Source organism: Streptomyces sp. AM6-12 (assembly GCF_044327085.1).
In the GTDB taxonomy this organism is placed as follows: Bacteria; Actinomycetota; Actinomycetes; order Streptomycetales; family Streptomycetaceae; genus Streptomyces.
The window spans coordinates 858,374-882,297 of the sequence record NZ_JBIQWN010000002.1; the positions used below are offsets into that span (position 1 = coordinate 858,374).

Here is a 23,924-nt window from a genome sequence, read left to right on the forward strand (position 1 = left end):
CGCGGCCCTGGCCGCTCAGGCCGCGGCGTGCAGCGTGTGTCCCCACGCCTCGACCGTGGTGACCTCGCCGCGCCGGGCGAGGACCGCGTTGACGAGGGTGTCGTGCAGGGCGGGATCGGGGTCGGCGCAGGCGTCGGAGAGAACGGTGACCCGGTAGTCCAGGTCGGCGGCCTGAAGGGCGGTGGACAGGACGATCCCGCCGGTGGCTATGCCGGCCAGGACGAGGTGGTCGATGCCCTGCGCGGCCAGGATCTGCTGGAGGTTGTTCCCGGCGAACGCGCTGACCCGGTTCTTGTACACGACGATCTCGCCGTCCGCCGGGGCCACGTCCGGGTGGATCGCGGCACCGGGATCGTCCGGCGTGAACAGGTGCAGCGGCAGGGCGCCGAAGGTCTTGTTCCGGGGGTGGGCGTCGACATGACCAGGACGCAGCTGAAGCGCCACATGGACGACCGGGACGCCGGCGGCGCGGGCGGTGCGCAGGGCGCGGGCGGCACGCGGGAGGTAGTCGTCGGCCACGTGCGAGAGGTGGCGGTTCTGGAGGTCCATGAGCAGCAGCGCGGTGCGGGGCATGGCGTGCCTTTCGTGCGGTCTTACGGGGGTGCGGCCTTGAGGACGTGCGGGTCGTACGGGAATGCCGTCTTCGATTGAGGGGACTGGCGGGCTACTTCGCCGTCCGGATGTCCGGCGCCGGCGCCCGGCCGAGCGTGCGGTCGAGGACGGTCAGCAGCAGGTAGAGCACGCCCGCGCCGAGCATGATCCAGGCGAGCTGGTGCATGCCGCCGGTGTTGATGTGCTGCCCGAAGGACGCGGCGGCCGCGGAGGAGGCGACCATCGAGCCGATGTAGGCGAAGGTGCGCAGCAGGCCGGCCGAGGACGCGATCCGCTCGGGATCGGCCTGGACGTAGACGGAGTTCTGGAGGGCCAGATTGTTCAGCCCCTGCGGGATGCCGAAGACCAGGGTGACCAGGAACAGCGTCCACAGCGCGCTGCCGCCGCCGAGCGTGAGCATCAGCAGGCACGCGACGATCTGCCCCGCCGCGCCGACCAGCAGCTTCCCGCGCACGCCCGGCCGCCGCCCGGAGACGATCGAGACACCGATCGCCACCAGGAACGTGGGGATCTGCACCAGCCCGGCGTGGAAGGGGGACAGCCCGTAGCCCTCTTCGGTCCACTGGCTGAAGCCGTAGAGGAAGGCGTAGGCGACGACGTACGCGACGAGCGCGCGCAGGTACGTGGTCAGAAGCGGTGTGTTGCCGCCGAAGACCCGCAGGTCGATGAAGGGGGTCGCGGCCCGCAGCTCCCGCACCGCGAACCCGGCTCCGAGAGCCGCGGCGATCACCGGCAGGTACCAGTTGCGCGGATGCGGGTTCATCAGGAACAGGAGCAGAGCGGTGAGCGTCGCGGCGAACAGGGCCATGCCGGGCAGGTCGAGCTGGGCGGCCAGGCCGCCGCGCCGGTCCGGTGAATCGCCTGGAGCGGCGGCCGGCCTGGGCAGCCAGAGCAGGCCCAGCGCCACGGAGGCGACGGACAGCGGCACGTTCAGCGCGAAGGTGGCCCGCCAGCCGCCCACCGCGATCAAGAGGCCGCCGAGCAGCGGTCCGATGACCGCGATGGTCTGGTTGGCGACGGCCAGCGCGGTCAGCACGCCACCGGGACTGTCCCGCCCGGTGCGCTCGGCCTCGCTGCGCACCAGGGCCATCGCGGCGGGATAACCCGAGCAGGTGCCGAATCCGAGCAGGACACGGGCGACGATCAGCACCGCCATGTTCGGGGCCAGGGTGCCGACGACACCGGCGACTCCGACGAGGCTGGTGCCGGCCAGGAAGAGCCTGCGCGGCCCGAAGAGGTCGATGAGCCGGCCCACGACCGGCTGACCGAGCGAGGTGGCCAGATAGAGGGCGGAGACCAGCCACGCGGTCTGCGAGGCCGGCGCGCCCAGGGCCTTGCCGATGGGGACGAGCGCGACGGAGATGATGGTGGAGTTGATCGGGTTCAGGATCGAGCCCAGCATCATCGGCGGCAGCAACCGCCGGTCGAAACCGGGCTGGTCCGTCTCCCGTATCGACCCCGGCTCCGTGTCAGTCATGGGTCAGCCGTTCCAGTACGGCCATGGCGGCGATCACAGTGCGGCGTTCCTCTTCCGTGCACCGGTCCTGCAACCGGCCGGCCAGCCACTCCGTGCGGGCCTGCCGCCCCTGCTCGACCCGGCGCCGGCCGGCCGCGGTCAGCTCGATCAGCAGGCGCCGCCCGTCGTCCGGGTCGTGGGCGCGCTCCACCAGCCCCAGCGCGACGAGCGAGGCGACCATCGCCGTCATCGACTGGTGCCGCATCCCCTCGGCTGCGGCCAGCTCACTCGCCGTGACCCCGCCCTTGCCGGCGAGCCGCGCCAGCACGGACGCCTGCCCCAGCGTGATGTCCTCGGCCTCGGAAGCCTTCAGGATGCGCCGTCGTAACCGGCTGATCACCGCGCGGACCTCACGCGACGCCTCGACCGCCGACGGCGACAGGCTCGGGTTCTCACTCATACCCCGCACCCTAACCTGTACAGCTTCACCTGTACAGTTTCATCTGCATGGCCACCGCGGAAAGCACGGCTACGGGGAGAGCATGGCTCTCGGTGAAAGGGAGACCTAGGACTTCCTGGCCAGCCCCGCCGCGATGAGCTGCTCCCAGACTGTCGGTACCCGTGACTCCTCGCCGGGGTCGGGGCGCCACTGGACGGCGGGGACGATGCCCGGCTCCTGGAGGCTCAACGCGCCGAAGAGGGCCTGCAGTTCGGCGTCCGTGCGCCAGTGGCCGCGGCCGAAGGTGCCGATGAGTTTGGCCTGGGCGGCCTCGGTCTCGCCGTTGCGGCCGCAGCGGAAGTGGGAGATGAAGACGTGACTGCCGGGTGCGATCCGGTCGGCCCAGTAGCGGACGATCCCGGCCGGGTCCTCGTCGTCGTTGAGATGGTGCAGGACGGCGCTGAGGATGACGCCGACCGGTTGCCCGAAGTCGATCAGCCGCTCGGTTTCCGGGTGGTGGAAGATGGCGCCGGGGGTGCGGACGTCGCCCTGGACGACGGTGGTCGACTCGTTCTCCGCCAGCAGCGTCCGGCCGTGCGCGAGGACGGTCGGGTCCGTGTCGACGTAGACGACGGCCGCTCCGGGCTGGTGGCGCTGGGCGACCTGATGCACGTTGTCGGCCGTCGGCAGCCCACTGCCCAGATCGATGAACTGCCGGATGCCGGTGCGCGCGAGGGCGCGGACCGCGCGGATCAGCGCCCCTCGGTTGGTGTGGGCGATGGCGACCGACCCCGGCAGGTTCACCTTGAAGTGGTCGCCGATCTCCCTGTCGACGGGGTAGTTGTCCTGACCGCCGAGCAGATAGTCGTACACCCGAGCGATGCTCGGTGTCCGCCCGACCTCGTCCGCCGCCATGCCAACGTCCTTTCTCCGGACCGATGTTGGCGTCATCGTAGGGAGCGGCCGAAGCGGATGTGCGCCCTTCGCCCCGGTGTGCCCGGCAGTGGGTGGACGTAGGCGGACGCGGGCGGGGGCCGGTCCACTCGTCGGGGCTCACCCGCGTCCGGGAGCGGGGGACAGCCGCCGTATCGTTGCCTCGCATGTGGCCAGGAGAGCAGCCACCGGGGGGCGGACAGAACCCGCAGCAGCCCCCGGTCGAACATCAGCCGAACCCGTATCAGCGGCCCGGCTACCACCAGCCGAACCCCTACCAGCAGCCCCAGCCCTGGAACGCGCCCACCCAGCAGGCCGGCGCGCCCGTGCCCCCGCCGACGGGAGGTGGCGGCCGGGACCGTACCAAGGTCGTCGCCGTCATCGCCGCCGCGGCCGTCGTCGTGGCCGCGGGTGTCACCGGCTTCCTGCTCCTCGGCGGCGACAAGCACGACCAGGTGGATCCGGGCCCCACGGCCACCGCGGCGCCGCACCGGAGCACCGCCAACCCGCGTAGCCCCGACGGCCGTACCGCCACGGTCAAGGGCTGGAAAGTCGTCACCAACCCGGCCCAGGGCATCGCCTTCGACGTCCCCCCGCAGTGGAAGCTCCAGACCCCCGACTGGGTCACCTACGTCTCCAGGAACGACGACCCCGACGACAAGCCGCTCATCGGGGTCCAGGTTCCCGCCTCCCTCCAGCCCACGTGGTGTTCCGCGGACACGGACAGGAACGGCACCGTGGACGACACCGCCCTGGCCACCGCGGGCAGCAGACGGAACAACGGGGCCCGCAGCACCAGGGAGATAGCCGGCACCGACCCGAGGACCTGGGTCTACGGCGCCTACACCCAGCCCGACGAGACCGAGGTGAAGTCCGGCACCGTCGAACCCTTCACCACCGCCTCGGGACTCAAGGGCGACCTCGGCAGCGCCTGGTCCCAGGGGGTGAAGAAGTCGCAGAAGTGCGTGACGGACGGCAAGGCCTGGACCTTCGCCTTCCAGAACGCCCAGGGCGACCTGCTCTCCTGGTCCTTCTTCGGCGCCAAGGGCGTCCCCGGCGAGGTGACGGACGCGACGGTACGAAAGATCGCCGCCACGGTGCGTCTCTACAAGCCGCCGTCCGACTCCTGACACTTCGCGCTGCGGCACCGCACTAGAGCGGCCCACCACCACGCCGTGCACCACCACGCCTCGCACCACGCCGCAGCGCATCCCCCGCACCGCACCCCCGCACCGCACCGCCCCGGCGCGGGCCGCCTTTGCGAACGGCCGCTCCGGGGTGGTAGTCCCCCTGTCCTGACCGGGGGACAGCCCCCGGAAGGTCCGGTGGCTGGCAGGCTGTCTGGGGCGGGCGGCCGTCGGGAGACTCGATGGCATGACGATTTCCACCGACGCATCCGTGGTCACGGGACCACCTGCCGCCCGTTCCCGCACCTCACCGCCCAGGCCCGGCAGCGACTTCGCCGGGCTCTCCCAGCGCATCACCGAGGCGGGTCTGCTGAAGCGGCGCCCTGGTTACTACACGGTACGCCTCGGCCTGGTGATCGCGCTGCTGGTGGCCGGCTGGGGGACGTTCGTCGCGCTCGGCGACACCTGGTGGCAGCTCGCGGTCGCCGCCTTCCTCGCCCTGACCTTCGGCCAAGTCGCCCTGGTGGCCCACGACCTGGCCCACCGGCAGGTCTTCCGACGCCGCCGGCCGAGCGAGTTCTGGGGCCGGCTCTTCGGCAACCTCGGCATCGGCATGAGCTACGGCTGGTGGATGAACAAGCACACCCGCCACCACGCCAACCCCAACCACGAGGAGCTCGACCCCGACGTCGCCCCGGACATCCTGGTGTGGTCCACCGGCCAAGCCCGCGAAAGCCGGGGCGTGGCCCGCATCATCGGCGGCCACCAGGCGTTCCTGTTCTTCCCGCTGCTGACACTGGAGGGCTTCAACCTGCATGTCGCCAGCGCCCGCGCGCTGCGCTCGCCATGGATGAAGAACCGCCTGCTGGAGGGCTCCCTGCTCCTTCTGCACATAGCGGCCTACCTGTCGGCCCTGTTCCTGGTGCTCTCACCCGGAAAGGCGATCGCGTTCCTCGCCGTGCACCAGTGCCTGTTCGGGGTCTACCTCGGCTGCACCTTCGCACCGAACCACAAGGGCATGCCGACCCTCACCGGGGACGAACGGCCCGACTTCCTGCGCCGCCAGGTGCTCACCTCCCGCAATGTGCGCGGCGGCCTGCTCACCGACGTGATGCTCGGCGGCCTCAACTACCAGATCGAGCACCACCTCTTCCCGAGCATGCCCACGCCCCATCTGCGCCGGGCCCAGGCCGTCGTGCGGGCCTACTGCGCGGAGATAGGCGTGCCGTACCACGAGACCGGACTGATCCGGTCCTACCGCGAGGCGCTCACCCATATGCACCGGGTGGGGGAACCGATCAGGCGGCAGCGCAGGACGGCGTCCTGACGTACGGCCCCCCTGGGCCACCCGCAGCCGGAGCGCGGCCAGGCAGCCGGCCTCCCTGAAGTGGTTGACGCTGCCCGGTCGAGCTGATGTACGGTCCACTCGTTCCACCGCTGGTGAGGGACGTGCCGTGTCCGGTTCGCCCGACCTGCCGTACCACCGTCGAGGAGACCCGCATGTTCATCCAGCCCTGGGACGCCGGTCTGGACGACGCCGAATGGCAGACCTGGATCGCCGACGGCCACGACTTCGGACACCTCTGCGTCAACGGTCTGCCCGGTGAGGCACCCGTCGTCGTCCCCACCCACTTCGTCACCGACGGCAACCGGCTGCTGATCCACCTCGCCCGGCCCAACCCGGTCTGGAAGGCGATCGAGCACGATCCGAAGGTCACCTTCGGCGTCAGCGGCGACTACGCGTTCATACCCGGCCCCTGGCGCGCCGCACCCGGCATCCCGCCCACCGACGGCGTGCCGACCAGCTACTACGCGGCCGTCCAGTTCACCTGCCGCGCCCACATCATCGACGACCCCGAGGCCAAGGCCGAGCTGCTCCGCCGCCAGCTGGCGCACTTCCAGCCCGACGGCGACCACGCCGGCGTCGAGGTCGACCAGCCGCCCTACGGCCGGATGCTGCCGGGCATCCGCGGCCTGATACTGGACGTGGTCGAAGCGCGGGCCAAGTTCAAGTACGACAACCAGAAGCCCGTGGAACTGCGCACCACGGTCGCCGACCGCCTCACCGAACGCGGCGAGGGCCTCGACGTACCCACGGCCCGCCAGCAACTGCGCCGCGTGGACCGGATCGGCACCTGGACGCCCTGACACCCCTCCCCGCGGACCACGGTACGGCTCCCCACTCGCACCGGGCCGGCCGCCGGGGTGAGCTCGCCCGATCGCCGTCGTCTCCGCAGAATGGTGCTTTATCCGACCTGCCACGCGGGCCTCACCGCCGTACGGGCCGCGGCCCGGTCTCCGCGAGGCGAGCGGCCCCGCATCCGGGAGGCGACATGCACCACCGCACGGTCGAGAAACTCATGACCCGCGACGTCGTCCGGGCGCGCGTGACACCTCGTTCAAGGAACTCGCGAGGTTGCTGGAGGACAACGACATCTCCGCCGTACCCGTGGTGGACGAGATGGACCGTCCGCTGGGTGTGGTGTCCGAGGCCGACCTGCTGCGCAAGAGCGCCGACCAGGCCGACCCCTCGGGCCTGACTCCCGTCCCGAACCTGGAGGCATGGGAGCGGGCCAAGGCCGAGGGGGCCCGTGCCGAGGACTTGATGTCCGCGCACGCGGTGTGCGCACGGCCCGAGTGGACCGTGGTCGAGGCCGCGCGCCTCATGGAGATCCAGCACGTCAAACGCCTGCCCGTGGTGGACGAGGCGGACCGGCTCGTGGGCATCGTCAGCCGTCCCGACCTGCTGCGTATCTTCCTGCGCCGCGACGAGGCCATCCGCGAGGAGATCAACCGGGACCTTCTGCGGAACACGCTGCTTCTGGACCCCCGCGATGTGACGGCGGACGTGCGCGACGGCCGGGTCACCCTCGCCGGCATCGTGGAGTTCAAGAGCCAGATCCCCGTCGTCGAGCAGCTGTGCCGCGGGGTCGACGGCGTGGTCTCGGTGTCCGGTGACCTCACCTATCGGACGGACGACGCTCGGGAGGCGCCCGGCACATGAGCGCACGGGGCGGATTCCTCGCGGGCGGCCATGGGTCCCTCCGCGCCCTGCATCCGCGCCCGGAACTTTGTCCGGGCACCCCGTCCGGCGCTGGAATACTGCCGCCATGACAGCCACTCCCGACGACCCGACGGGCCCCTTCTCTCGCATCAAGGTGCGCACGGGAGCCCTCGTCTTCTGTGGCGACGAGGTCGCCCTCATCCGCCGCGACCGCGCCGACTCCGTCCACTACACCCCGCCCGGCGGCAACGTCGAGCACGGCGAGGACCTCCGCGAGGCGCTGCGCCGGGAACTCGCCGAGGAACTCGCCCTGGACATCGACCTGGCCGAGGGCGGCGATCTGATGTGGGTCGTCGACCAGCGGGTCACCCGTCCGGGCCCGACCCCGCCACCGCGCAAGCTGCACCTGATCTACCGCCTGCACATCACCCCAGAACTCAGGGGCACCCTCGCCGAGCGCGAACTGGACGAGCTGCCCGACGGCGGTCACGAGGTCGGCGTCATCGAATGGGTCGACTACCGCACCACCGCCGGTCTGCCCCTCTTCCCGCCCATCGGCCCCGCCCTCGCGGCGCTCGGCGACCCCCGTGCCGCCGTCGGTGCCGCCGCCCTGGACGCCGTCACCGACGAGAACTACACCTGGGTGTGAGCGAGGGCCCGGCAGGCCTCCGGTCCCGCGCCCTGGGGGGCCCGTCAGGGCAGCTCGATCGAACGGCCCTCGTCCAGGACGCGGTACCCCGCGCTGGTGTAGAGGTTCATGGCCACGTCGTTCCCGCCCCACACCGAGAACATCAGGACGGATTCGCCGGCCTCGAACGTGGCCCGTTCGCCGACGGCCATCGCCGCCCGCCCGTACCCCTTGCCGCGGTGCTCCTCCCGGATGTTCAGGGAGTACCCGTAGGTGACCCCCGGCAGGTAGCTGTGCCGCAGCCACGCCGTGCCGACCGGCTCGCCCGCCGCCTCCAGCACCAGGAGCGCGCTGTCGGGCGTCTCCAGACCCTCGGGCAGCAGCGTGGCGAAGTCCTCGTCCGACTTGCGTCGGGCCTCCTCGCGGCTCAGGGACCCTGACCGCACGATGTCGCCGACGTACGACGCCTTCTCGGCGGCGAGCCACTCGGTGTACTCGGCCCGCGCCATCGGCCGCGCGGTGACACCGCCGACCGGCTCCGGCGCAGCGGTCACCTGGCGCGCCCGGACCTGTCCGTTGACGCGGTAACCGGCGAACACCTCACCCAGGGCGGGCTCGACCACCCGGACACTCACCCGGCGCGCGCCCCGCGCCGCGCACCACTCCTGCGCCCACTCACGGGCGGCCGCCTCGTGCCCCCGGCCGGCATGGCCCGCCGCCGCGTGCAGATCCCCGATCCGCCCCGAGAGCCCCCCGTCCTTCTCGGTCATCGTCACGGCCACGAAGCCCACCCGGACCCCGCCGTCCATGATCTGGGCGACCGTCCAGTCCCCGTCGGTGGCGCGCCCCTTCGTCACGAACGCCGCCGCCGCGTCCCTGCTCAGCCCGGCCGCGGAATACGCGGCGACGAGCCGTCGCTCGAAGTCCTTCAGCCATATCGTGTCGTCATCGAGAACGCTGAATTCTGTCACCCGGTCACATTAGTCACGTCGCGATAAATCACTTGCACGGTTTTCCGTTACCCCGAGGAGTGGCGTGCAACTGGGGCCCCCTTCTACCGGTGGTTCCCGGACGGGATGATCGACACCTGCTTCAACGCGCTCGACCGGCATGTCGACGCCGGCCACGGGGGCCGCGCCCGGCTCACCGCACAGTTCGCGGGCGTGCTGCGCGGCCCCGGCGCCGTCCACTCCGTCGTCTTCGGCGGCTTCGCACCGCGCGAACTCGCCCTGCGCAGCGACGACGCCCGCCCGAAGGCCGTGGTGTCCGCCTCCTGCGGCATCGAGGGCAGCCGCGTCATCCCCTACAAGCCGCTCTCGACCCTCCATGCGCTCGCTGGCCAACTGGCACACGCCCCGGTGCCCGCCACCCTCGACGACCTCGCCGTACCGGAATCGCTGCGCCTCGCGCTGCGCAAGGAGAGCTGACATCCGGCGGCCGGAGACCCGGCCCCGGACGACACCGGTGAATTCCAGATGAGGACCCGCAAAATGTACCCAACCGGGTCATCGGGGATAGAATATCGGTTATGGTCTGGGAAATGCTGGGCCTGGGTTTTGTACTCAGTCTCGACAATTTCCGGGTATCGATCGCGCTGGGCACCGTCCCCTTCGGTCTGAGACGCGCGGTGCAGGTCGCGGGGACGTTCGGGCTGTGGGACGCGGTCATGCCCCTGATCGGGCTGTTGATCGGCCACGAGATCGGGGAGTCCATCGAGGGCTACGCCGATGTGGTGGGCGCCACCGCGCTCGGCGCGTACGGCCTCTACCTCGTCGTCTCCGCCCTGCGCCACCCCGAGCCGGACGAACTCGACCACCCCTGGGCCCTGTTCGGCATCCCGCTGACACTGAGCCTGGACAACCTGATCGCCGGGGCGAGCCTCGGCATCCTGGGCCTGTCGCCCTGGGTGTCCGCCGCCACCTTCGGCCTCATCACCGCGGCCATGTCCCTCATCGGCCTGCGCCTCGGCCGCGCCGCCGCCCGCCTCATCCGGCTCCGCTCGGACCTGCTCAGCGGCGTCACCCTGATCATCGCGGCGGCGGCACTGCCCCTGGTGTTCGGCGGCTGACCCGCTGCGACTCAGCGAGACGGGCGGGAGTTCACCGAGCCGTGCGAGCGGAACGCCTGCGGCAGTGCGGGGGTTGTCCGGAGACGAACAGAGATGCCGTCACCGAGCATGGTCCAGGCCCGCCGCCCCCCGAGGCGGAAGACGCCGAGCGGGGCCAGCAGGCCGAGCGTGGCGATCGCGACGAAGACCGCCAGCGCCGCGATCTGCTGCCCGACGGGCACCCCGGCCGAGCCGAGCCGATGGCGGGCGCCCGCGGCGATGGTCAGCGGGGCGTTCTTGGGGTTGAGCGCGGCGAAGGCCGTGCCGAGCCCGAAGACCCTGACCGGGGTGAGGCGATCGATCGTGCCCGTCCACTTCGGCAGTTCCGCCTGCGAGGGATCCTGCGGCCGCCGACGCCACCGCCGGGCACCGAGGACAACGAGGAACACGCCCAGAGCGAGCTTGAGGGCTCCCGTTCGGACCGTACCGGGCTCGCGGGATCCGGCACCGCGCCTCGCGGCGTTGCCGACGGTTACCGTGGCTCCGCCATGTCGCCGTCCTCCGCGGCGCGATGCACGGCACCGGACTCCGCTCCCGACCCGGCCTGAGCCGGACGGGAGACCCTAGCCCGCGTGCCGGGCCGGATGGCGGGGTCCGTGCGGGCGGGGGACCAGGGGCGGGGCGTCGGGCCGTGGCGCGGTGTTGGCGGTCTCGACGGCACGGGCGACCAGGTCGTGGTCGGGGGACAGGTGGCAGACCGGGTCGGTGCGCGCGGCGTCGCCGGTGAGCTGGAAGGCCTGGCAGCGGCAGCCGCCGAAGTCCACCTCCCGCCGGGGACAGCTGCGGCAGGGCTCCGGCATCCAGTCGGTCCCCCGGAACGCCGTCATCACCGGCGCCTCGGCCCAGATCCGCGCCAGCGAGTCCTCCCGCACACTGGCCCGCGGCAACGGCAGCGACTGGGCGGCCGGGCAGGGCAGCACATCGCCGTTCGGCGTGATCGTCAGCTGCCGGGCGGCCCAACCGCCCATACAGGGCTTCGGATAGCGGCTGTAGTAGTCGGGGAGCACGTAGATGATGGCCATCCGGTCCCGCAGCCGCTCGGTCGCGGCCCGTACGACGCCCTCGGCCGCCGCCAGCTGCGCCCGGCTCGGCAGCAGCGCGGCGCGGTTGCGCCAGGCCCAGCCGTAGTACTGGGTGTTGGCCAGCTCCACCCGGTCGGCGCCCATCTCCTCGGCCAGGGCGAGCACCTCGGCGACGCGGTCGATGTTGTACCGGTGCAGCACCACGTTCACGGTCAGCGGCCAGCCCAGCTCCTTGACCAGTCCCATCGCCTCGACCTTGCGCCGGAAGGACGGAATTCCGGCGATCCGGTCGGACAGCGCCGGCTCGTCGGCCTGGACGCTGATCTGCACATGGTCAAGGCCGGCGGTCCGCAACTGACGCGCCCGCGCCCGCGAGAACCCCAGGGCGCTGGTGATCAGGTTGGTGTACAGGCCCAGATCGTTGGCGCCCGCGACCAGTTCCACCAGGTCGCGCCGCAACAGCGGCTCACCGCCGGACAGATGGCACTGCAACACCCCGAGATCGGCGGCCTGCGTCAGCACCCGCAGCCATTCACCGGTGGTCAACTCGTCCCCGTACTCGGCCAGGTTCAGCGGGTTCGAGCAGTACGGACACGCCAGCGGGCAGCGGTACGTCAGCTCGGCGAGCAGTCCGAACGGACTATCCATCGCCACCACCATCGCCGTCATCGGTGCCGGTGCCGACGAGTTCCAGATAGCGCCGGACGACCAGCCTGCTCAGGAACCGCCGCACCTCGTCGTCGGGGACGCGCTGGTAGCGCGCGGACAGTTCGCTCACGATCCCGGCCACGGTGTGTCGGCCGTCGCACAGGTCGAGGATGGCCGCACCGCTGTCGTTGAGCACCACGACCGCCTCGGGATGCAGCAGGATCCGGCGCTGCCGGGTCCGGTCGAAGCCCAGCCGGACATGGCGCGCCAGCCGGGGCCGGTCCGGGCCGGTCACCTCGGCGGTGCGCGTCCGGTTCGTCGCGGCGGGGGTCGCGTCCATGGTCGTCACTCCGGATAGGCCTGGTCGACGGCGTCCATCAGGCTCCACAGGACGTCGCACTTGAACGACAGCGCGTCCACCGCGCGTGCCCGCGACTCGGCGGTCCGGCAGTGCGCGGTGACCACCTCCAGGGCGTGCTCGCAGTCACGGGGAGCCTGTTCGAGGCGGGCCCGGAAGTAGGCGAGGCCCTCGGGGGCGATCCACGGGTACCAGCGCTCGAACCCCGCGAGCCGCGCCGCCATCAGATCGGGCGCGAACATCTCGGTGAGCGAGGACGCCACCGCCTCCACCCACGGCCGGGTCCGGGCGAAGGTGACGTAGGCGTCGACGGCGAACCGCACACCCGGCACCAGATGCCGGTGGTCCAGGATCTCCTCACGGCTCAGCCCGGCCGCCTCCCCGAGGCGCAGCCACGCCTCGATGCCGCCTTCCCCGGCGGCGGTGCCGTCATGGTCGAGGATGCGCCGGACCCAGCGGCGGCGGACCTCCGGGTCGGGGCAGTTGGACAGGATCGCGGCGTCCTTGCGCGGGATGTTCTCCTGGTAGTAGAAGCGGTTCGCGACCCAGCCGCGGATCTGCGCGGGGCTCAGCAGACCGGCGTTCATCCGCACATGGAACGGGTGCTGGTCGTGGTAGCGGCGCGAGTGCGCCCGCAGCGCCTCGACGAAACCGTCCGCGCTCGTCACCGTGTCGGTCGTCGCCACGGCACTACACCTGGATCTCCAGGCCGTCCATGGCGACCTCCATGCCGTACTCCTCGACGGTACGCCGCTCGGGCGTGCCCTCCAGCAGCACCGGGTTGGTGTTGTTCATGTGCACGAGGACGGTCCGCCGCACGCCCAGCGAAGCGAGCTGCGCCAGGCTCCCGTCCGGGCCGTCGAGGGGCAGATGCCCCATCTCCCGTGCGGTCTTGCCGGCCAGTCCGAGCCGTATCAGCTCGTCGTCGCGCCAGCACGTCCCGTCGATCAGCAGGCAGGGGCAGCCCTCGATCTCCCTGCGCAGCGCGCGCGTCAGCGTCTGCACCGCGGGCAGGTAGACCAGCGTTCCGCCGTGCTCGTCGGTCAGCCGGTAGCCCACGACGCGGTCGGGGTCCGGACCGCCGCCGAACCGGGGGTGTTTGGTGCTCGGCACGTCGAACGCCCGGCAGAACAGCCCGTCCGCCAGCGGGAAATCGGTGCCGGGGATCACCGCGCGCCACTCGACCAGGCAGTAGTGCTCCAGCGTGCGCAGGATGCCCGAGCCGTCCAGCAGGGTCTTGTGCACGGCCGGGGTCGCGTACAGCAGCAGGGTGCCCGCCTCCCGCAGCAGCAGCAGGCCCATCGTGTGATCCAGCTCCGCGTCGGTGAGCAGCACCGCCTCCAGCGGCGTCGTACGGTCCGCGCGCGGATGCAGCGCCGGAAAGGACTCGAACTGGGCGCGCAGGTCGGGCGAGGCGTTGACGAGGAACCAGCGGCGGCGGTCGGCGCTGACCGCCACCGACGACTGGGTGCGCGCGACTCCGGCGCCCGAGCGGACCGCGGCACACACCGGGCAGCCGCAGTTCCACTGCGGGGACCCGCCACCGGCCGCCGAGCCCAGCACACGCAGCAACACGACGACACCTCCGTTCGCCGGACCGGGGTCGGGGGCGCCGGATCGTCTCCGGCGCCACCCCGGTCGGCCACTCCTCCCGGTCTCTTCCCTACTCGTCGTCCATCCTGGCGAGGTACATGGTCACCTCGGCCGCGACCACGATCTCGTCGAAGTCCGGTGTCTCCCACACGGCCAGCTCGCACTCCATGGATCCACCTCCTCTCTCGCCCGTTCGGCGGCAACTCCGGTCACGCGCTAGGACGGTTCCGGAAGGGCGAAGGCGAACAGGGCGCTGCCGTGCCCCGCGCCGAGCATGCCGGGCAGGAACCCCTCGGCCCAGCCGCCCCAGCCGACCGGCACGGCGACGTACTGCCTGCCGTCGACCATGTAGGTGGTCGGGCTGCTGTGGTGGCCGCTGCCGCACTGGAACTGCCACAGCTGCTCTCCGGTGCGGGCGTCGAGCGCGTCGAACTCGCCGGAGGGCTCCCCGGCGAACACCAGGTCGCCGCCGGTCGCCAGCGTCGAGGCGCACATCGGCAGTTCATTGCGCCAGCGCCACTTCTCCTCGCCGCTCGCGTCGAACGCGCTGACCGACCCGGCCATGTCCTCGATGTCCACCTGAACGCCCGCACCCCAGTAGGGGATGCTCTCCTTGAACTCCCGGCGCCGCCGTGTCGCCGTGGCACCGGTGTCCTGGACCGGGACGTAGAACAGCTCGGTCCGCGGGCTGTACGACGCGTGCGTCCACTCCTTGGCGCCGGCCGGGCCGGGGTAGAAGTGGACCGGAATGCCCTCCTGGTCCGGATAGACCTTGGCCGTCACCTGGCCGTCCCGCGTGATCGCGCCCCAGGTGATGCGGTCCACGAACGGAGTGATCGAGACCCGCTCGCCGTTCGTGCGGTCGAGGACGAAGAAGTAGCCGTTCTTGTCGAAGTGGCCCAGCAGTCTGCGCCCGCCCTGCTCGAACAGGATGCACTCGCCGATGCTGTCGTAGTCCCACAGGTCGTGCGGGGTGCACTGGTAGTGCCAGCGGATCTGGCCGCTGTCCACGTCGACGGCGATGATGCTGTCCGTGAACAGGTTGTCGCCCTCGCGGACGGCCCCGTCGAAGTCGGGCGCCGGGTTGCCGGTGCCGACGTACAGAAGGTTGGTCTCCGGGTCGAAGGTGCCGGTGAGCCAGCAGTTCGCGCCGCCCCGCGCCCAGGCCTCGCCGTCGGCCGGCCAGGTCTCCGCGCCCGGCTCGCCGGGCTTCGGCACGGTGTAGCAGCGCCACTGGTGCTCGCCGGACTCCAGGTCGAACGCGTCGAGGTGGCCACGGACGCCGAACTCGCCGCCCGAACTGCCCACGATGACCAGGTTCTTCACGACCAGCGGGGCGACGGTGGCGCTCTCGCCGGCCCGGACGTCGCCGTAGGTGCGGTCCCAGACCCGTTTGCCGTTGGTGGCGTCGAGCGCGAGCAGCCGCGCGTTCGCCGTGACGAAGAAGACCTTGCCCTGGGCGACGGCGACGCCGCGGTTCACGTTCCCGCAGCACAAGGACACGTCGAAGGGGACGGCGTGCTTGTACCGCCAGATCTCCGTGCCCGTCCGCGCGTCGAGGGCCCAGACCCAGCCGTCCCAGCCGGACAGGAACATCACCCCGTCCACGACGATCGGGGCGGCCTCGAAGGAGTAGGTCGAGGCGCCGGCGATCAGACCGGTGGTGCCGGCCTGAAAGACCCACGCGGGGACCATGTGCCTGACGGTCTCGGTGTTGATCTGGTCCAGCGTGCTGAAGCGCTGCCCGTCGTAGGCGCCGTAGTAGGTCAGCCAGTTGTGCGGTTCCTCGCGGGCCCGCAGGATGCGTTCGTAGTCGACGCCCGCCACCACCGGCGGTGCGACCTCTCCGCCCGCGATCTTGCCGCTGAGGTTGCCCTGGTCGACGGCCTCGCCCGCGTCCACGTAGTCGACGGTCATGTGCTCCGCCTCCTTCCCTTCACGGTCGCGGCTGAGCCGGACGGTCCAGGCGGGCCTCCGGCGGCGCGTCCCCGAGGACGACGATGGACCCGGTCAGTCCCCGGCCCTCGTCATTGCCCGTGGGCGAGCCGAACCAGTAGTAGCCCGGTCCGTCGAGATTGAGGTGCGCCCGTCCGCGCGAATGGTTCACCAGCCAGATGAATTTCCGGTCGCCATTGCTCGGCAGCAGCGCGCAGTGCGTGTTCTCGTCGTCGTTGACGAGTTCCAGCTCGATATCGCCTCCATGGGGCATGACCAGAATGGACGGATCCCAGGAAAGCTCATCGGGGTTGATGCGAATGGTCGCCCGCATGCGGCCGTCCGGATCCTCGCTGGCCCGGCCGATGTTCCCGGTGCCGAGAACCTGGCCCAGTGCCGCTTTGTTCTGTGCGTTCAGCCCGATCTGGTCCAGCAGGTCGGTGCGCTCCCGCGTGGTCGTCATCGGGGCTTCACCCTTTTCCGTATTTCTTTCCTGCCTTTTCGAAGAATAAATAATTTATCGCTTGATAAACACGCTACGCCGGGCGGATCACCCGGACAAGGGCGGCCCCGAGTCCGGCCCCGCGCACGCCGTTCAACCGTTTTCCGCTACCGCTCGTCCGCGATGTCGTACCGGTCGAGGTTCATGACCTTGACCCACGCGGCGACGAAGTCCCGGACGAACTTCTCCTTCGCGTCGTCGCTCGCGTAGACCTCGGCGAGGGCGCGCAGCCCCGAGTCGGAGCCGAAGGCGAGGTCGACGCGGCCGGCGGTCCACTTGAGCGCCCCCGTGGCGCGGTCGCGCCCCTCGAAGGTCCCGGCGGACGCCGCCTCCCACCGGGTGTCGCTGTCGAGGAGGTTCACGAAGAAGTCGTTGGTGAGCGATCCGGGCGCCGGGGTGAGGACGCCGAGCGGCGACTGCCGGTAGGTGGCGCCCAGCACCCGCAGACCGCCCACCAGGACCGTCATCTCGGGCGCGGTGAGGCCCAGCAGGTTCGCCCGGTCGACCAGCAGCTGCTCCGGGGGTAGCCGGTGGCAGCCGTTGCCCGGGTAGTTGCGGAACCCGTCGGCGGCCGGCTCCAGCGGGGCGAAGGACGCCACGTCGGTCCACTCCTGCGGGGCGTCGGTGCGTCCCGGCGCGAAGGGGACCCGCACCCCGTACCCGGCGGCCTCGGCGGCCCGCTCGACGGCGGCGGTCCCGCCCAGTACGACGAGGTCGGCCAGCGAGACCCGCTTGCCCCCGCCCTGCTCGCTGTCGAACGACTCCCGGATCCCCTCCAGCACGCTCAGCACCCGCGCCAGCTCCTCGGGTTCGTTGACCTCCCAGTCCCGCTGGGGTGCGAGGCGGATACGGCCGCCGTTCGCGCCGCCCCGCCGGTCGCTGACGCGGAAGGTCGAGGCCGACGCCCACGCGGTCGAGACGAGCCGGCCGACCGGCAGCCCGGAGGCGAGGATCCGCTCCTCGAGCGCGGCGACGTCCGCCGCGTCGACGAGCGGGTGGTCCACGGCGGGGACCGGGTCCTGCCAGGGCAGCCGCTCCCGGGGGACCAGTGGTCCGAGGTAGCGCTGGATCGGACCCATGTCGAGGTGCGTCAGCTTGAACCACGCGCGGGCGAAGGCGTCCGCGAGCTGGTCCGGGTGGTCCAGGAAGCGCCGCGCGATCGGCTCGTAGACCGGGTCGACGCGCAGCGCGAGGTCCGTCGTCAGGACCGTCGGCGCGTGCCGTACGGCCGGATCGTGGGCGTCCGGCACGGTACCGGCCCCGGCGCCGCCCCTGGGGATCCACTGCCACAGGCCGCCGGGGCTCAGCTCCAGCTCCCATTCGTACCCGAACAGCGTCTCGAAGAAGCTGTTGTCCCAGCGGGTCGGGGTGGGCGTCCACGTGCCCTCCAGGCCGCTGGAGATGGTGTCCGGGCCCTTGCCGGTGCCGTAGCCGCCGCGCCAGCCCAGGCCCTGCTGTTCGAGCGGGGCGCCCTCGGGCTCGGGGCCGAGCCATGCCTCCGGGTCGGCCGCGCCGTGGGTCTTGCCGAAGGTGTGCCCGCCCGCGATCAGCGCGACGGTCTCCGCGTCGTCCATCCCCATCCGCCGGAACGTGTCACGGATGTCCCGCGCCGAGGCCAGCGGGTCCGGAACGGTGTTCGGGCCCTCCGGGTTGACGTAGATGAGGCCGAGCTGCGCTGCGGCCAGCGGCTGCTCCAGCTCCCGCACGCCGCCGTGGCGTTCGTCGCCGAGCCAGGCCCGCTCCGGGCCCCAGTACACGTCCTCGTCGGACTCCCAGACCTCCGCCCGGCCGCCCGCGAAGCCGAACGTCCTCAGACCCATCGTCTCCAGGGCGCGATTGCCCGCGAAGACCATCAGGTCGGGCCAGGAGATCTTCCGGCCGTACTTCTTCTTCACCGGCCACAGCAGACGGCGCGCCTTGTCGAGGTTGCGGTTGTCGGGCCAGCTGTTCACGGGCGCGAAGCGCTGCATGCCGCCGCTCGCGCCGCCGCGGCCGTCACCGACGCGGTACGTCCCGGCGCAGTGCCACACCATCCGCAGCACGAGCGGCCCGTAGTGCCCGTAGTCGGCGGGCCACCAGGGCTGGGAGGTGGTCAGGACCGCGTCGACGTCCCGCGCCAGGGCGTCCAGGTCGAGGGTGCGGAAGGCGGCGGCGTAGTCGAAGTCCGCGCCCAGCGGGTCGGCCGTGGCCGGGTGCTCGCGCAGGACCGACAGGTCGAGCCGGTGCGGCCACCAGTCCCGGTTGCGCATGCCGCCGGCCGGGCCGGTGGGGGGTCCGGCCGGGGCGGACAGGCCCAGGCCGCCACCCGCGCTTCGCCTGTTCGCCGTGGTGAACCGAGTGTCGGACACGGGAGCCTCCTTCCCGGAACGCTTGCCGGTGCTCGAACGAAGAACGAGCCGGTGCTCGAAGGAACTCGCGGACGTCAGATGCCCAGCGCGCGGCGCAGGGCAGCCGCGTTGCGCCGGGACACCGGCACCATCTCCTTCGTCCCGTCGTCCATGACGAGGGACAGCTCACCCTTCGGCCCCCGCTCGACCTCCCGGACCCGGCCGAGGTTGACCACGTACCGCCGGTGCACCCGCAGGAAACCGGCGCCCGTCAGCTCGCCGTCGAGCTTGTCCAGGCTCGCGCAGGCGGCGCGCAGGCAGCCCTGGTCGGTGCGGAGCCACACGTCGTTGCCGCGCGACTCGGCGAAGGAGACCTCCTGCGGCCGCAGCAGCGTCATCCGGTTGTCGTGCACCGCGACCAGCCGGCGCGGCCGCTCCGCGGGAGGCGCGGCCCGCTCCACCGGTGGCAGCCGCGCACCGTCACCGGCCCCGAACGAGACCAGGTTCCCGATCAGATGACCGGACGAGAAGACCGGCCGGATGCTGATCGACGTCGGCTCGTCGCAGGGGTGCGCGAGGATCTGCGTCGCACCGACCCAGGCGGGATCGTGCGCCGCCTGTCCGGTGGCCTGCCGGGAGGCCGCGATCAGGTCCGGCAGGCCGGGGTTCCAGCGCAGTGTCGGATCGACCGCCGGAGTGGCCGCCGGAACTCCCAGGAGCGCGCCCGCCGGCTCGTCGGCGATCACCACCCGGCCCGCGGCGTCCAGCGCGGCCAGCGGCGCCCCGGAGTGCCGCCTCGCCCTGGTGTAGGCGGCGACCAGTTCGGCGCCGCTGTCGCGGGCGCGCCTCTTGAGCGGGTACTGGGCCATGGTCACCGCGTGCGCCAGCCAACTCGCGGCGGACGCGGGAAGCCGGTTGCGCCAGCAGCAGATGCCGAGGACCGCGATCGGCTCCCGCGTCACCACGTCCCGTACCGCGATGCCCGCGCAGCCCCAGTGGTGGAACGCCTGGCACCAGTGCTCCGGACCGCTGATCGGCACCGGTCCGTGCACCTCCAGCGCGGTGCCCAGGCCGTTCGTGCCGGCCGCGGACTCGGACCAGCAGAACCAGGGCGCGAGGTGGGAGTCGTACGCCTTCGCCAGCGTGGCCTGGTCGCCCCACTCGGCCAGCACCCGGCCCGAGGCGTCGGTGACCGTGACGACTCCGCCGACCCCATCCACCTCATGAGCCACAGAGGCCGCACGGAACCCCAGCTCGGCGAAGACGACGTCGTGCTCCGGCGGGTGCGCGGGCTGTGCGACGGCCACGGGGGCCTTGGCGAGATGAGGATCGACCTGGTACCGCTCCCGGCAGCGGTGCCAGGAGACCGCGACCAGCGGCCGCACCCCGGACACCCGGTCGTCCCCCTGCACGAACCGCTCCCACGCCGCCAGCACGGTGCCGTCCCCGAGATCCGCCGACATCGGCTCGGCGAGCCGCGATACATCCCTCATGGTTCAGAACCACCCTCGGTCCATCCCCGGCGAAGATTCTTCCCGTATGCCGGAAAACCAGTGCATTACACACCCTAGGTACCGCGACGCCCCGCGCACACCCCCCTTCGGGCCGGGGCGCCCCGCGCCGGGATACCTCGGCCGCATTCCCCGAGCGACGCGCTCGGTACGATCATGAGGACCAGCCGCTCGGAGGAGTCCAGCTCAGTGACCGTCGCCCCACCGCCCCGCGCCGCGACCGGCGTCCTCGAGCTGCGGACACTGACCCGCTTCGAGGACGACGAGCGGCTGTCGGCCCTGCTGTGGCGGGCGGGACCCGGCTGGCGGATGATCAGCAGCGCGGTCCTCGGCGGAGGCATCGGCGAACGCTCCTGGGTCCTCAACGCCCAGGTCTCGCACGGCTACGGCCGCACCGACCCCGACACCCACCTCGCACGCCTCGCCCGGAACGCCGGGGTGCGGGGGCCGGGCGTCGGACTGATGACGGCCGCCGACGTCCTCTGCCACGGCCGCGCGCACGACGACGGCGTCGAGGCGGTGGTCACCGCCGGCCTCGGCGTCCACGGCTGGGCCGCCACCCCCGCGCCGGGCACCTCCTTGCCGCCCTCCCCCGGCACCATCAACATCATCGCCGCCCTGCCCACCGCCCTGACCGACGCCGCCCTGGTCAACGCCGTCGCCACCGCCACCGAGGCCAAGGTGCAGGCTCTCCTCGACTCCGGCTACGACTGCTCCGGCACCCCCACGGACGCGGTGTGCGTCGCCGCCCGCGTCCCCCGGCCCGGCGAGCGGCCGGTGGCGTTCGCGGGCCCCCGCTCCCTGTGGGGTGCCCGGCTGGCGCGCGCGGTGCACTCCGCGGTGCGCGCCGCCGTGGAACCCGTGCGCGGCGGAGCCGCGGCACCGGCGAGGACACGGGCGGGTTCATGAACACGGATCCGGTGAGGAACCGTCAGTAAGGACAACTCGCCGCGCCCGCCCCGGGTTCCCGCTCCCGCTGTGAGATTCCGCCCTCGCTCCAGACCTTCCCGCCGCCCCGTCCACCTGCGCATACTCCGGGTCCGCCGCCCCTCGAACCGTTCGGGGGGCGGCGAATGAACGGAGTTGATGGGCGAGATGAAGCCGGGCACGGACTCCGCGGCAGGGACGGCCGCAGCGGCGGGCACCTGGACGCTGGGGGACATCGAGGTCAACCGGATGGGCTTCGGAGCGATGCGCCTCACCGGCAGCGCCCCCTTTTACCAGGGCGTCCCCAGCGACCGCGCGCAGGCGATCCGGGTGGTACGCCGCGCGGTCGAACTCGGGGTCAACCACTTCGACACCGCGGCGTTCTACTTCTCCCGGCTGCGGTCCGCCAACGAAATCCTCAACGCGGCCCTCGCCCCCTGCCCCGCCGACATCGTCATCGCCACCAAGGTCGGCCCGGCCCGCGACGCCTCGGGGGAGTGGACCACCCCGGCCCGGCCCGACCAACTGCGCGGCCAGGTCGAGGAGAACCTGCGCCAACTCGGCCGTGACCACCTCGACGTGGTCAACCTGCGCATCATGGGCCAGGACTCCGTCAGCGAGCACTTCGGCGCCCTCGCCGAACTGCGGGACGCGGGACTCGTCCGGCACCTCGGGATCTCCGGCGCCCGCCCCGAGCACCTCGCCCAGGCCCTGTCCATCGCACCGGTGGTGTGCGTCCAGAACCGCCACGGCATCGACGACCCCGCGGGCGGACCGATGCTCCGGGCGTGCGCCGACCACGGCATCGCGTTCGTGCCCTTCTTCGCCATCTCCGGAAAGGGCCGGGAAGCCGGACCCGCCCGCGCCGAGCACGACCCGGTCCGCGCCGTCGCCCGCGCACACGGCGTCTCACCGGCACGGGTACGGCTGGCCTGGACCCTGTACCAGGGCGAGCACGTGCTGGCCATACCGGGCACCGGCAACCCCGACCACCTCGCCGACAACGTGGCCGCGGCCGCGCTGCGCCTGACGGAGGAGGAACTACGGCTCCTCGACTCGGTCGGCCGCCCGCTCTGACGGCGCCCGCGCTGCGTCCCGCACCGCTGCGACGTGCCGCGCCCCCGCAGCGTGTCGCGTCTCCGCCGAGCGCCGCGCCCCGCCCCGGGTCAGTCGCGCGCCAGCAGCAGCCGGGAGAGCGCGGCGGTGACGAGGAGCAGCGCCGCGACGGCCAGCAGCCCGAGGCGCATGCCCGGAAGCGAGAAGCCACCGCCGGCACCGGCGAGCAGGCCGCCGAAGAGGGCGACGGCAAGCGCCCCGCCCAGCTGGCGAAGGGAGTTGAGCAGCCCCGACACGGTTCCCGCGCGCTCCGCCGGGACCGCGTCGATCAGCAGCGCGGTCAGCGCGGGCACCGCGACCGCCCCGCCCATGCTCAGCGGCAGCAGCAGGACCAGCACCAGCCACACCGGGGTGTCCGCGGCCAGCGGCAGCATGGCCAGCATCGCGACGGTGAAGACCAGTTGGCCGACGACGATCACCGACCGCCGCCCGAACCGCTCCGCGAGCCGCGGCGAGACCAGGTTGGTCGCCGTCACCACCGCGGACATCGGCACGAACATCAGCCCGGCCGTCGTCGCCGACATCCCCCGCAACTGCTGGTAGTACAGCCCGAGCAGGAAGATCCCGCCGTAGAAGGCCGCGTTGACGGCGAAACCGACCGCGAGCGGAACGCTCACCCGGCGGTCCCGCAGCAGCGCCAGCGGAATCATCGGCTGCCGGTGCCGGGACTCCACGGCACGGAACAGGAACCCGGAGCCGACGGCGAGCACCGCGGCGCCCAGCACGGGCAGGCTGGTCCAGCCCAGATGGCCGCCCTCGATCACCGCGACGGCCAGCCCGGCCAGGGCGAGTACGGCGGTCAGCTGCCCCATCCCGTCCAGCGCGGCGGGCCGGCGCGGCGAGCGCGGCACCCGTACCAGCAGACCCAGAATCACCGCGCCCACCGGGAGGTTGAGCAGGAACACCGCCCGCCAGCCGGCCGTCTCGGTGAGCAGCCCGCCCAGCACCGGGCCCGCGGCCATCGCCACCGAACCGCCCACGGTCCACAGCGCGATGGCCCGCGCACGCTCCCTGCTGTCCTCGTGGGCCTGGCGGATCAGCGCCAGCGAGGCCGGCAGCACGACCGCGGCGGCCCCGCCCTGTGCCACCCGCGCGGCGACAAGCACCCCGATGCCGGGCGCCAGCGCACAGCCGAGGGAGGCCAGGGTGAACAGGGCGACTCCCCAGGCGTAGGCGCGCCGGGCGCCCGCGCGGTCGGCGATGGCACCGGCGGAGAGCATCAGGGCGGCGAACATCAGCGTGTACGCGTCCACCACCCACTGCTGGCCCGCCATGCCGCCGCGGAGGGACTCCCGGATCGCGGGCAGCGCGATGTTCACGGCCGACACGTCGATGGTGATCACACTGAACCCGAGCAGCGAGGCGACCAGCGCGGCCCCGGCCCGCCGCGGCGCGGCGGCGGCCCCGGCGTCCGGCCCGGCTGGTCGGGCCCGGTCCGGCTCTCGTCGCCGTACCTCGGGCACCGGTGACTTCGGCGCGGGCTCCCGGCAGGGGACGGCCGGCGAGGTGGGAAGGGAGCTGGACATGGTGGCCTCCTGACCTCACGGACGGTCGACGGGGGGTCCGTCGGGGAACCGTCGGGGACGAGTCGGCGGGCGGCCACGAACGCCGGGACCGCGGTCCGGTGTCACGCACCCCCTGGGTCCGCGCCGCCGGGCCGCCCGCTCCGGGATCAACTC

At 72.2% G+C, this 23,924-nt stretch carries 22 protein-coding genes and 3 pseudogenes; 9 read left to right on the plus strand and 16 right to left on the minus strand.

Annotated features, from left to right (window positions below; translation table 11 throughout):
- Positions 1-15 precede the first annotated feature (15 nt).
- The 4 genes from ACE4Q9_RS32275 to ACE4Q9_RS32290 form a co-directional block, all read right to left on the minus strand.
- Entirely contained in the window at positions 16-573 is a 558-nt protein-coding gene (locus tag ACE4Q9_RS32275; RefSeq protein ID WP_397988051.1) for a cysteine hydrolase family protein, read from the minus strand.
- Between the two features lie 91 nt (positions 574-664).
- Complete coding sequence (locus tag ACE4Q9_RS32280) at positions 665-2,089, minus strand: MFS transporter (RefSeq protein ID WP_397988052.1); 1,425 nt, start codon at positions 2,087-2,089, stop codon at positions 665-667.
- A complete protein-coding gene (locus ACE4Q9_RS32285) occupies positions 2,082-2,528 on the minus strand; it encodes a MarR family winged helix-turn-helix transcriptional regulator (protein ID WP_397988053.1) in 447 nt (148 codons plus the stop codon). The genes ACE4Q9_RS32280 and ACE4Q9_RS32285 overlap by 8 nt, the downstream gene beginning before the upstream one ends.
- 105 nt (positions 2,529-2,633) lie before the next feature.
- A complete protein-coding gene (locus ACE4Q9_RS32290) occupies positions 2,634-3,422 on the minus strand; it encodes an SAM-dependent methyltransferase (RefSeq protein WP_397988054.1) in 789 nt (262 codons plus the stop codon).
- A 185-nt stretch (positions 3,423-3,607) separates the two neighbouring features.
- Here ACE4Q9_RS32290 and ACE4Q9_RS32295 point away from each other — a divergent pair, with 185 nt between their 5' ends.
- The 5 genes and pseudogenes from ACE4Q9_RS32295 (at position 3,608) to ACE4Q9_RS32315 (ending at position 8,220) form a co-directional block, all read left to right on the plus strand.
- The gene (locus ACE4Q9_RS32295; protein ID WP_397988055.1) at positions 3,608-4,570 is read left to right on the plus strand and encodes a hypothetical protein; all 963 of its coding nucleotides are present in this window, start codon (positions 3,608-3,610) and stop codon (positions 4,568-4,570) included.
- A 244-nt stretch (positions 4,571-4,814) separates the two neighbouring features.
- Entirely contained in the window at positions 4,815-5,894 is a 1,080-nt protein-coding gene (locus tag ACE4Q9_RS32300) for a fatty acid desaturase family protein (protein WP_397988056.1), read from the plus strand.
- Positions 5,895-6,067: 173 nt separating this feature from the next.
- On the plus strand, positions 6,068-6,715 hold the full coding sequence (locus tag ACE4Q9_RS32305; protein ID WP_397988057.1) for an FMN-binding negative transcriptional regulator: 648 nt from the start codon (positions 6,068-6,070) through the stop codon (positions 6,713-6,715).
- Positions 6,716-6,900: 185 nt separating this feature from the next.
- A pseudogene (locus ACE4Q9_RS32310) lies at positions 6,901-7,571 on the plus strand (CBS domain-containing protein).
- Between the two features lie 106 nt (positions 7,572-7,677).
- A complete protein-coding gene (locus ACE4Q9_RS32315) occupies positions 7,678-8,220 on the plus strand; it encodes an NUDIX domain-containing protein (RefSeq protein ID WP_397988058.1) in 543 nt (180 codons plus the stop codon).
- A 44-nt stretch (positions 8,221-8,264) separates the two neighbouring features.
- Here the strand turns inward: ACE4Q9_RS32315 and ACE4Q9_RS32320 are convergent, their stop codons facing one another.
- Positions 8,265-9,170 carry a GNAT family N-acetyltransferase gene (locus ACE4Q9_RS32320; protein WP_397988059.1) on the minus strand — a complete coding sequence of 302 codons (906 nt, stop codon included), beginning with the start codon at positions 9,168-9,170 and terminating at the stop codon, positions 8,265-8,267.
- Positions 9,171-9,236: 66 nt separating this feature from the next.
- Between ACE4Q9_RS32320 and prpE the strand changes: the two are divergent.
- Both prpE and ACE4Q9_RS32330 read left to right on the plus strand, forming a co-directional pair.
- Positions 9,237-9,557, plus strand: a pseudogene (prpE, locus tag ACE4Q9_RS32325) (propionyl-CoA synthetase); the annotation flags it as partial.
- 170 nt (positions 9,558-9,727) lie between these two features.
- Positions 9,728-10,267, plus strand: coding sequence for a manganese efflux pump MntP family protein (locus tag ACE4Q9_RS32330; RefSeq protein WP_397988060.1), 540 nt, complete (start codon positions 9,728-9,730; stop codon positions 10,265-10,267).
- Between the two features lie 11 nt (positions 10,268-10,278).
- Here ACE4Q9_RS32330 and ACE4Q9_RS32335 read toward each other — a convergent pair.
- The 10 genes and pseudogenes from ACE4Q9_RS32335 to ACE4Q9_RS32380 all read right to left on the minus strand — a co-directional run.
- Positions 10,279-10,725 (minus strand): annotated as a pseudogene (locus ACE4Q9_RS32335) (GAP family protein); the annotation flags it as partial.
- A 144-nt stretch (positions 10,726-10,869) separates the two neighbouring features.
- Positions 10,870-11,976 (minus strand): pyrroloquinoline quinone biosynthesis protein PqqE, encoded by a 1,107-nt coding sequence (gene pqqE, locus ACE4Q9_RS32340; protein WP_397988061.1) that lies wholly within the window; start codon positions 11,974-11,976, stop codon positions 10,870-10,872.
- Positions 11,969-12,316 (minus strand): pyrroloquinoline quinone biosynthesis peptide chaperone PqqD, encoded by a 348-nt coding sequence (gene pqqD, locus ACE4Q9_RS32345; RefSeq protein WP_397988062.1) that lies wholly within the window; start codon positions 12,314-12,316, stop codon positions 11,969-11,971. The genes pqqE and pqqD overlap by 8 nt, the downstream gene beginning before the upstream one ends.
- 5 nt (positions 12,317-12,321) lie before the next feature.
- The gene (gene pqqC, locus ACE4Q9_RS32350) at positions 12,322-13,020 is read right to left on the minus strand and encodes a pyrroloquinoline-quinone synthase PqqC (RefSeq protein WP_397988063.1); all 699 of its coding nucleotides are present in this window, start codon (positions 13,018-13,020) and stop codon (positions 12,322-12,324) included.
- Between the two features lie 4 nt (positions 13,021-13,024).
- Positions 13,025-13,909, minus strand: a complete 885-nt coding sequence (gene pqqB / locus ACE4Q9_RS32355) for a pyrroloquinoline quinone biosynthesis protein PqqB (RefSeq protein WP_397988064.1) — start codon at positions 13,907-13,909, stop codon at positions 13,025-13,027.
- A gap of 88 nt (positions 13,910-13,997) precedes the next feature.
- Entirely contained in the window at positions 13,998-14,096 is a 99-nt protein-coding gene (pqqA, locus tag ACE4Q9_RS32360; protein ID WP_397988065.1) for a pyrroloquinoline quinone precursor peptide PqqA, read from the minus strand.
- 47 nt (positions 14,097-14,143) lie between these two features.
- Positions 14,144-15,844 carry a PQQ-dependent dehydrogenase, methanol/ethanol family gene (locus ACE4Q9_RS32365; RefSeq protein WP_397988066.1) on the minus strand — a complete coding sequence of 567 codons (1,701 nt, stop codon included), beginning with the start codon at positions 15,842-15,844 and terminating at the stop codon, positions 14,144-14,146.
- Positions 15,845-15,863: 19 nt separating this feature from the next.
- Positions 15,864-16,325 (minus strand): MSMEG_3727 family PQQ-associated protein, encoded by a 462-nt coding sequence (locus ACE4Q9_RS32370; RefSeq protein ID WP_397988067.1) that lies wholly within the window; start codon positions 16,323-16,325, stop codon positions 15,864-15,866.
- 146 nt (positions 16,326-16,471) lie between these two features.
- Positions 16,472-18,613 carry a catalase/peroxidase HPI gene (katG, locus tag ACE4Q9_RS32375; RefSeq protein WP_397988292.1) on the minus strand — a complete coding sequence of 714 codons (2,142 nt, stop codon included), beginning with the start codon at positions 18,611-18,613 and terminating at the stop codon, positions 16,472-16,474.
- A 173-nt stretch (positions 18,614-18,786) separates the two neighbouring features.
- Positions 18,787-20,184, minus strand: coding sequence for a LytTR family transcriptional regulator DNA-binding domain-containing protein (locus ACE4Q9_RS32380; RefSeq protein ID WP_397988068.1), 1,398 nt, complete (start codon positions 20,182-20,184; stop codon positions 18,787-18,789).
- Positions 20,185-20,358: 174 nt separating this feature from the next.
- On the opposite strand from ACE4Q9_RS32380, the gene ACE4Q9_RS32385 reads away from it, so the two are divergent.
- Positions 20,359-21,111, plus strand: coding sequence for an adenosylcobinamide amidohydrolase (locus ACE4Q9_RS32385; RefSeq protein WP_397988069.1), 753 nt, complete (start codon positions 20,359-20,361; stop codon positions 21,109-21,111).
- A 177-nt stretch (positions 21,112-21,288) separates the two neighbouring features.
- Positions 21,289-22,206: an aldo/keto reductase gene (locus ACE4Q9_RS32390; protein ID WP_397988070.1), complete on the plus strand. Its 918-nt coding sequence runs from the start codon at positions 21,289-21,291 to the stop codon at positions 22,204-22,206.
- An 89-nt stretch (positions 22,207-22,295) separates the two neighbouring features.
- Here ACE4Q9_RS32390 and ACE4Q9_RS32395 read toward each other — a convergent pair whose 3' ends face one another.
- Positions 22,296-23,771: an MFS transporter gene (locus tag ACE4Q9_RS32395; protein WP_397988071.1), complete on the minus strand. Its 1,476-nt coding sequence runs from the start codon at positions 23,769-23,771 to the stop codon at positions 22,296-22,298.
- Positions 23,772-23,924 lie beyond the last annotated feature (153 nt).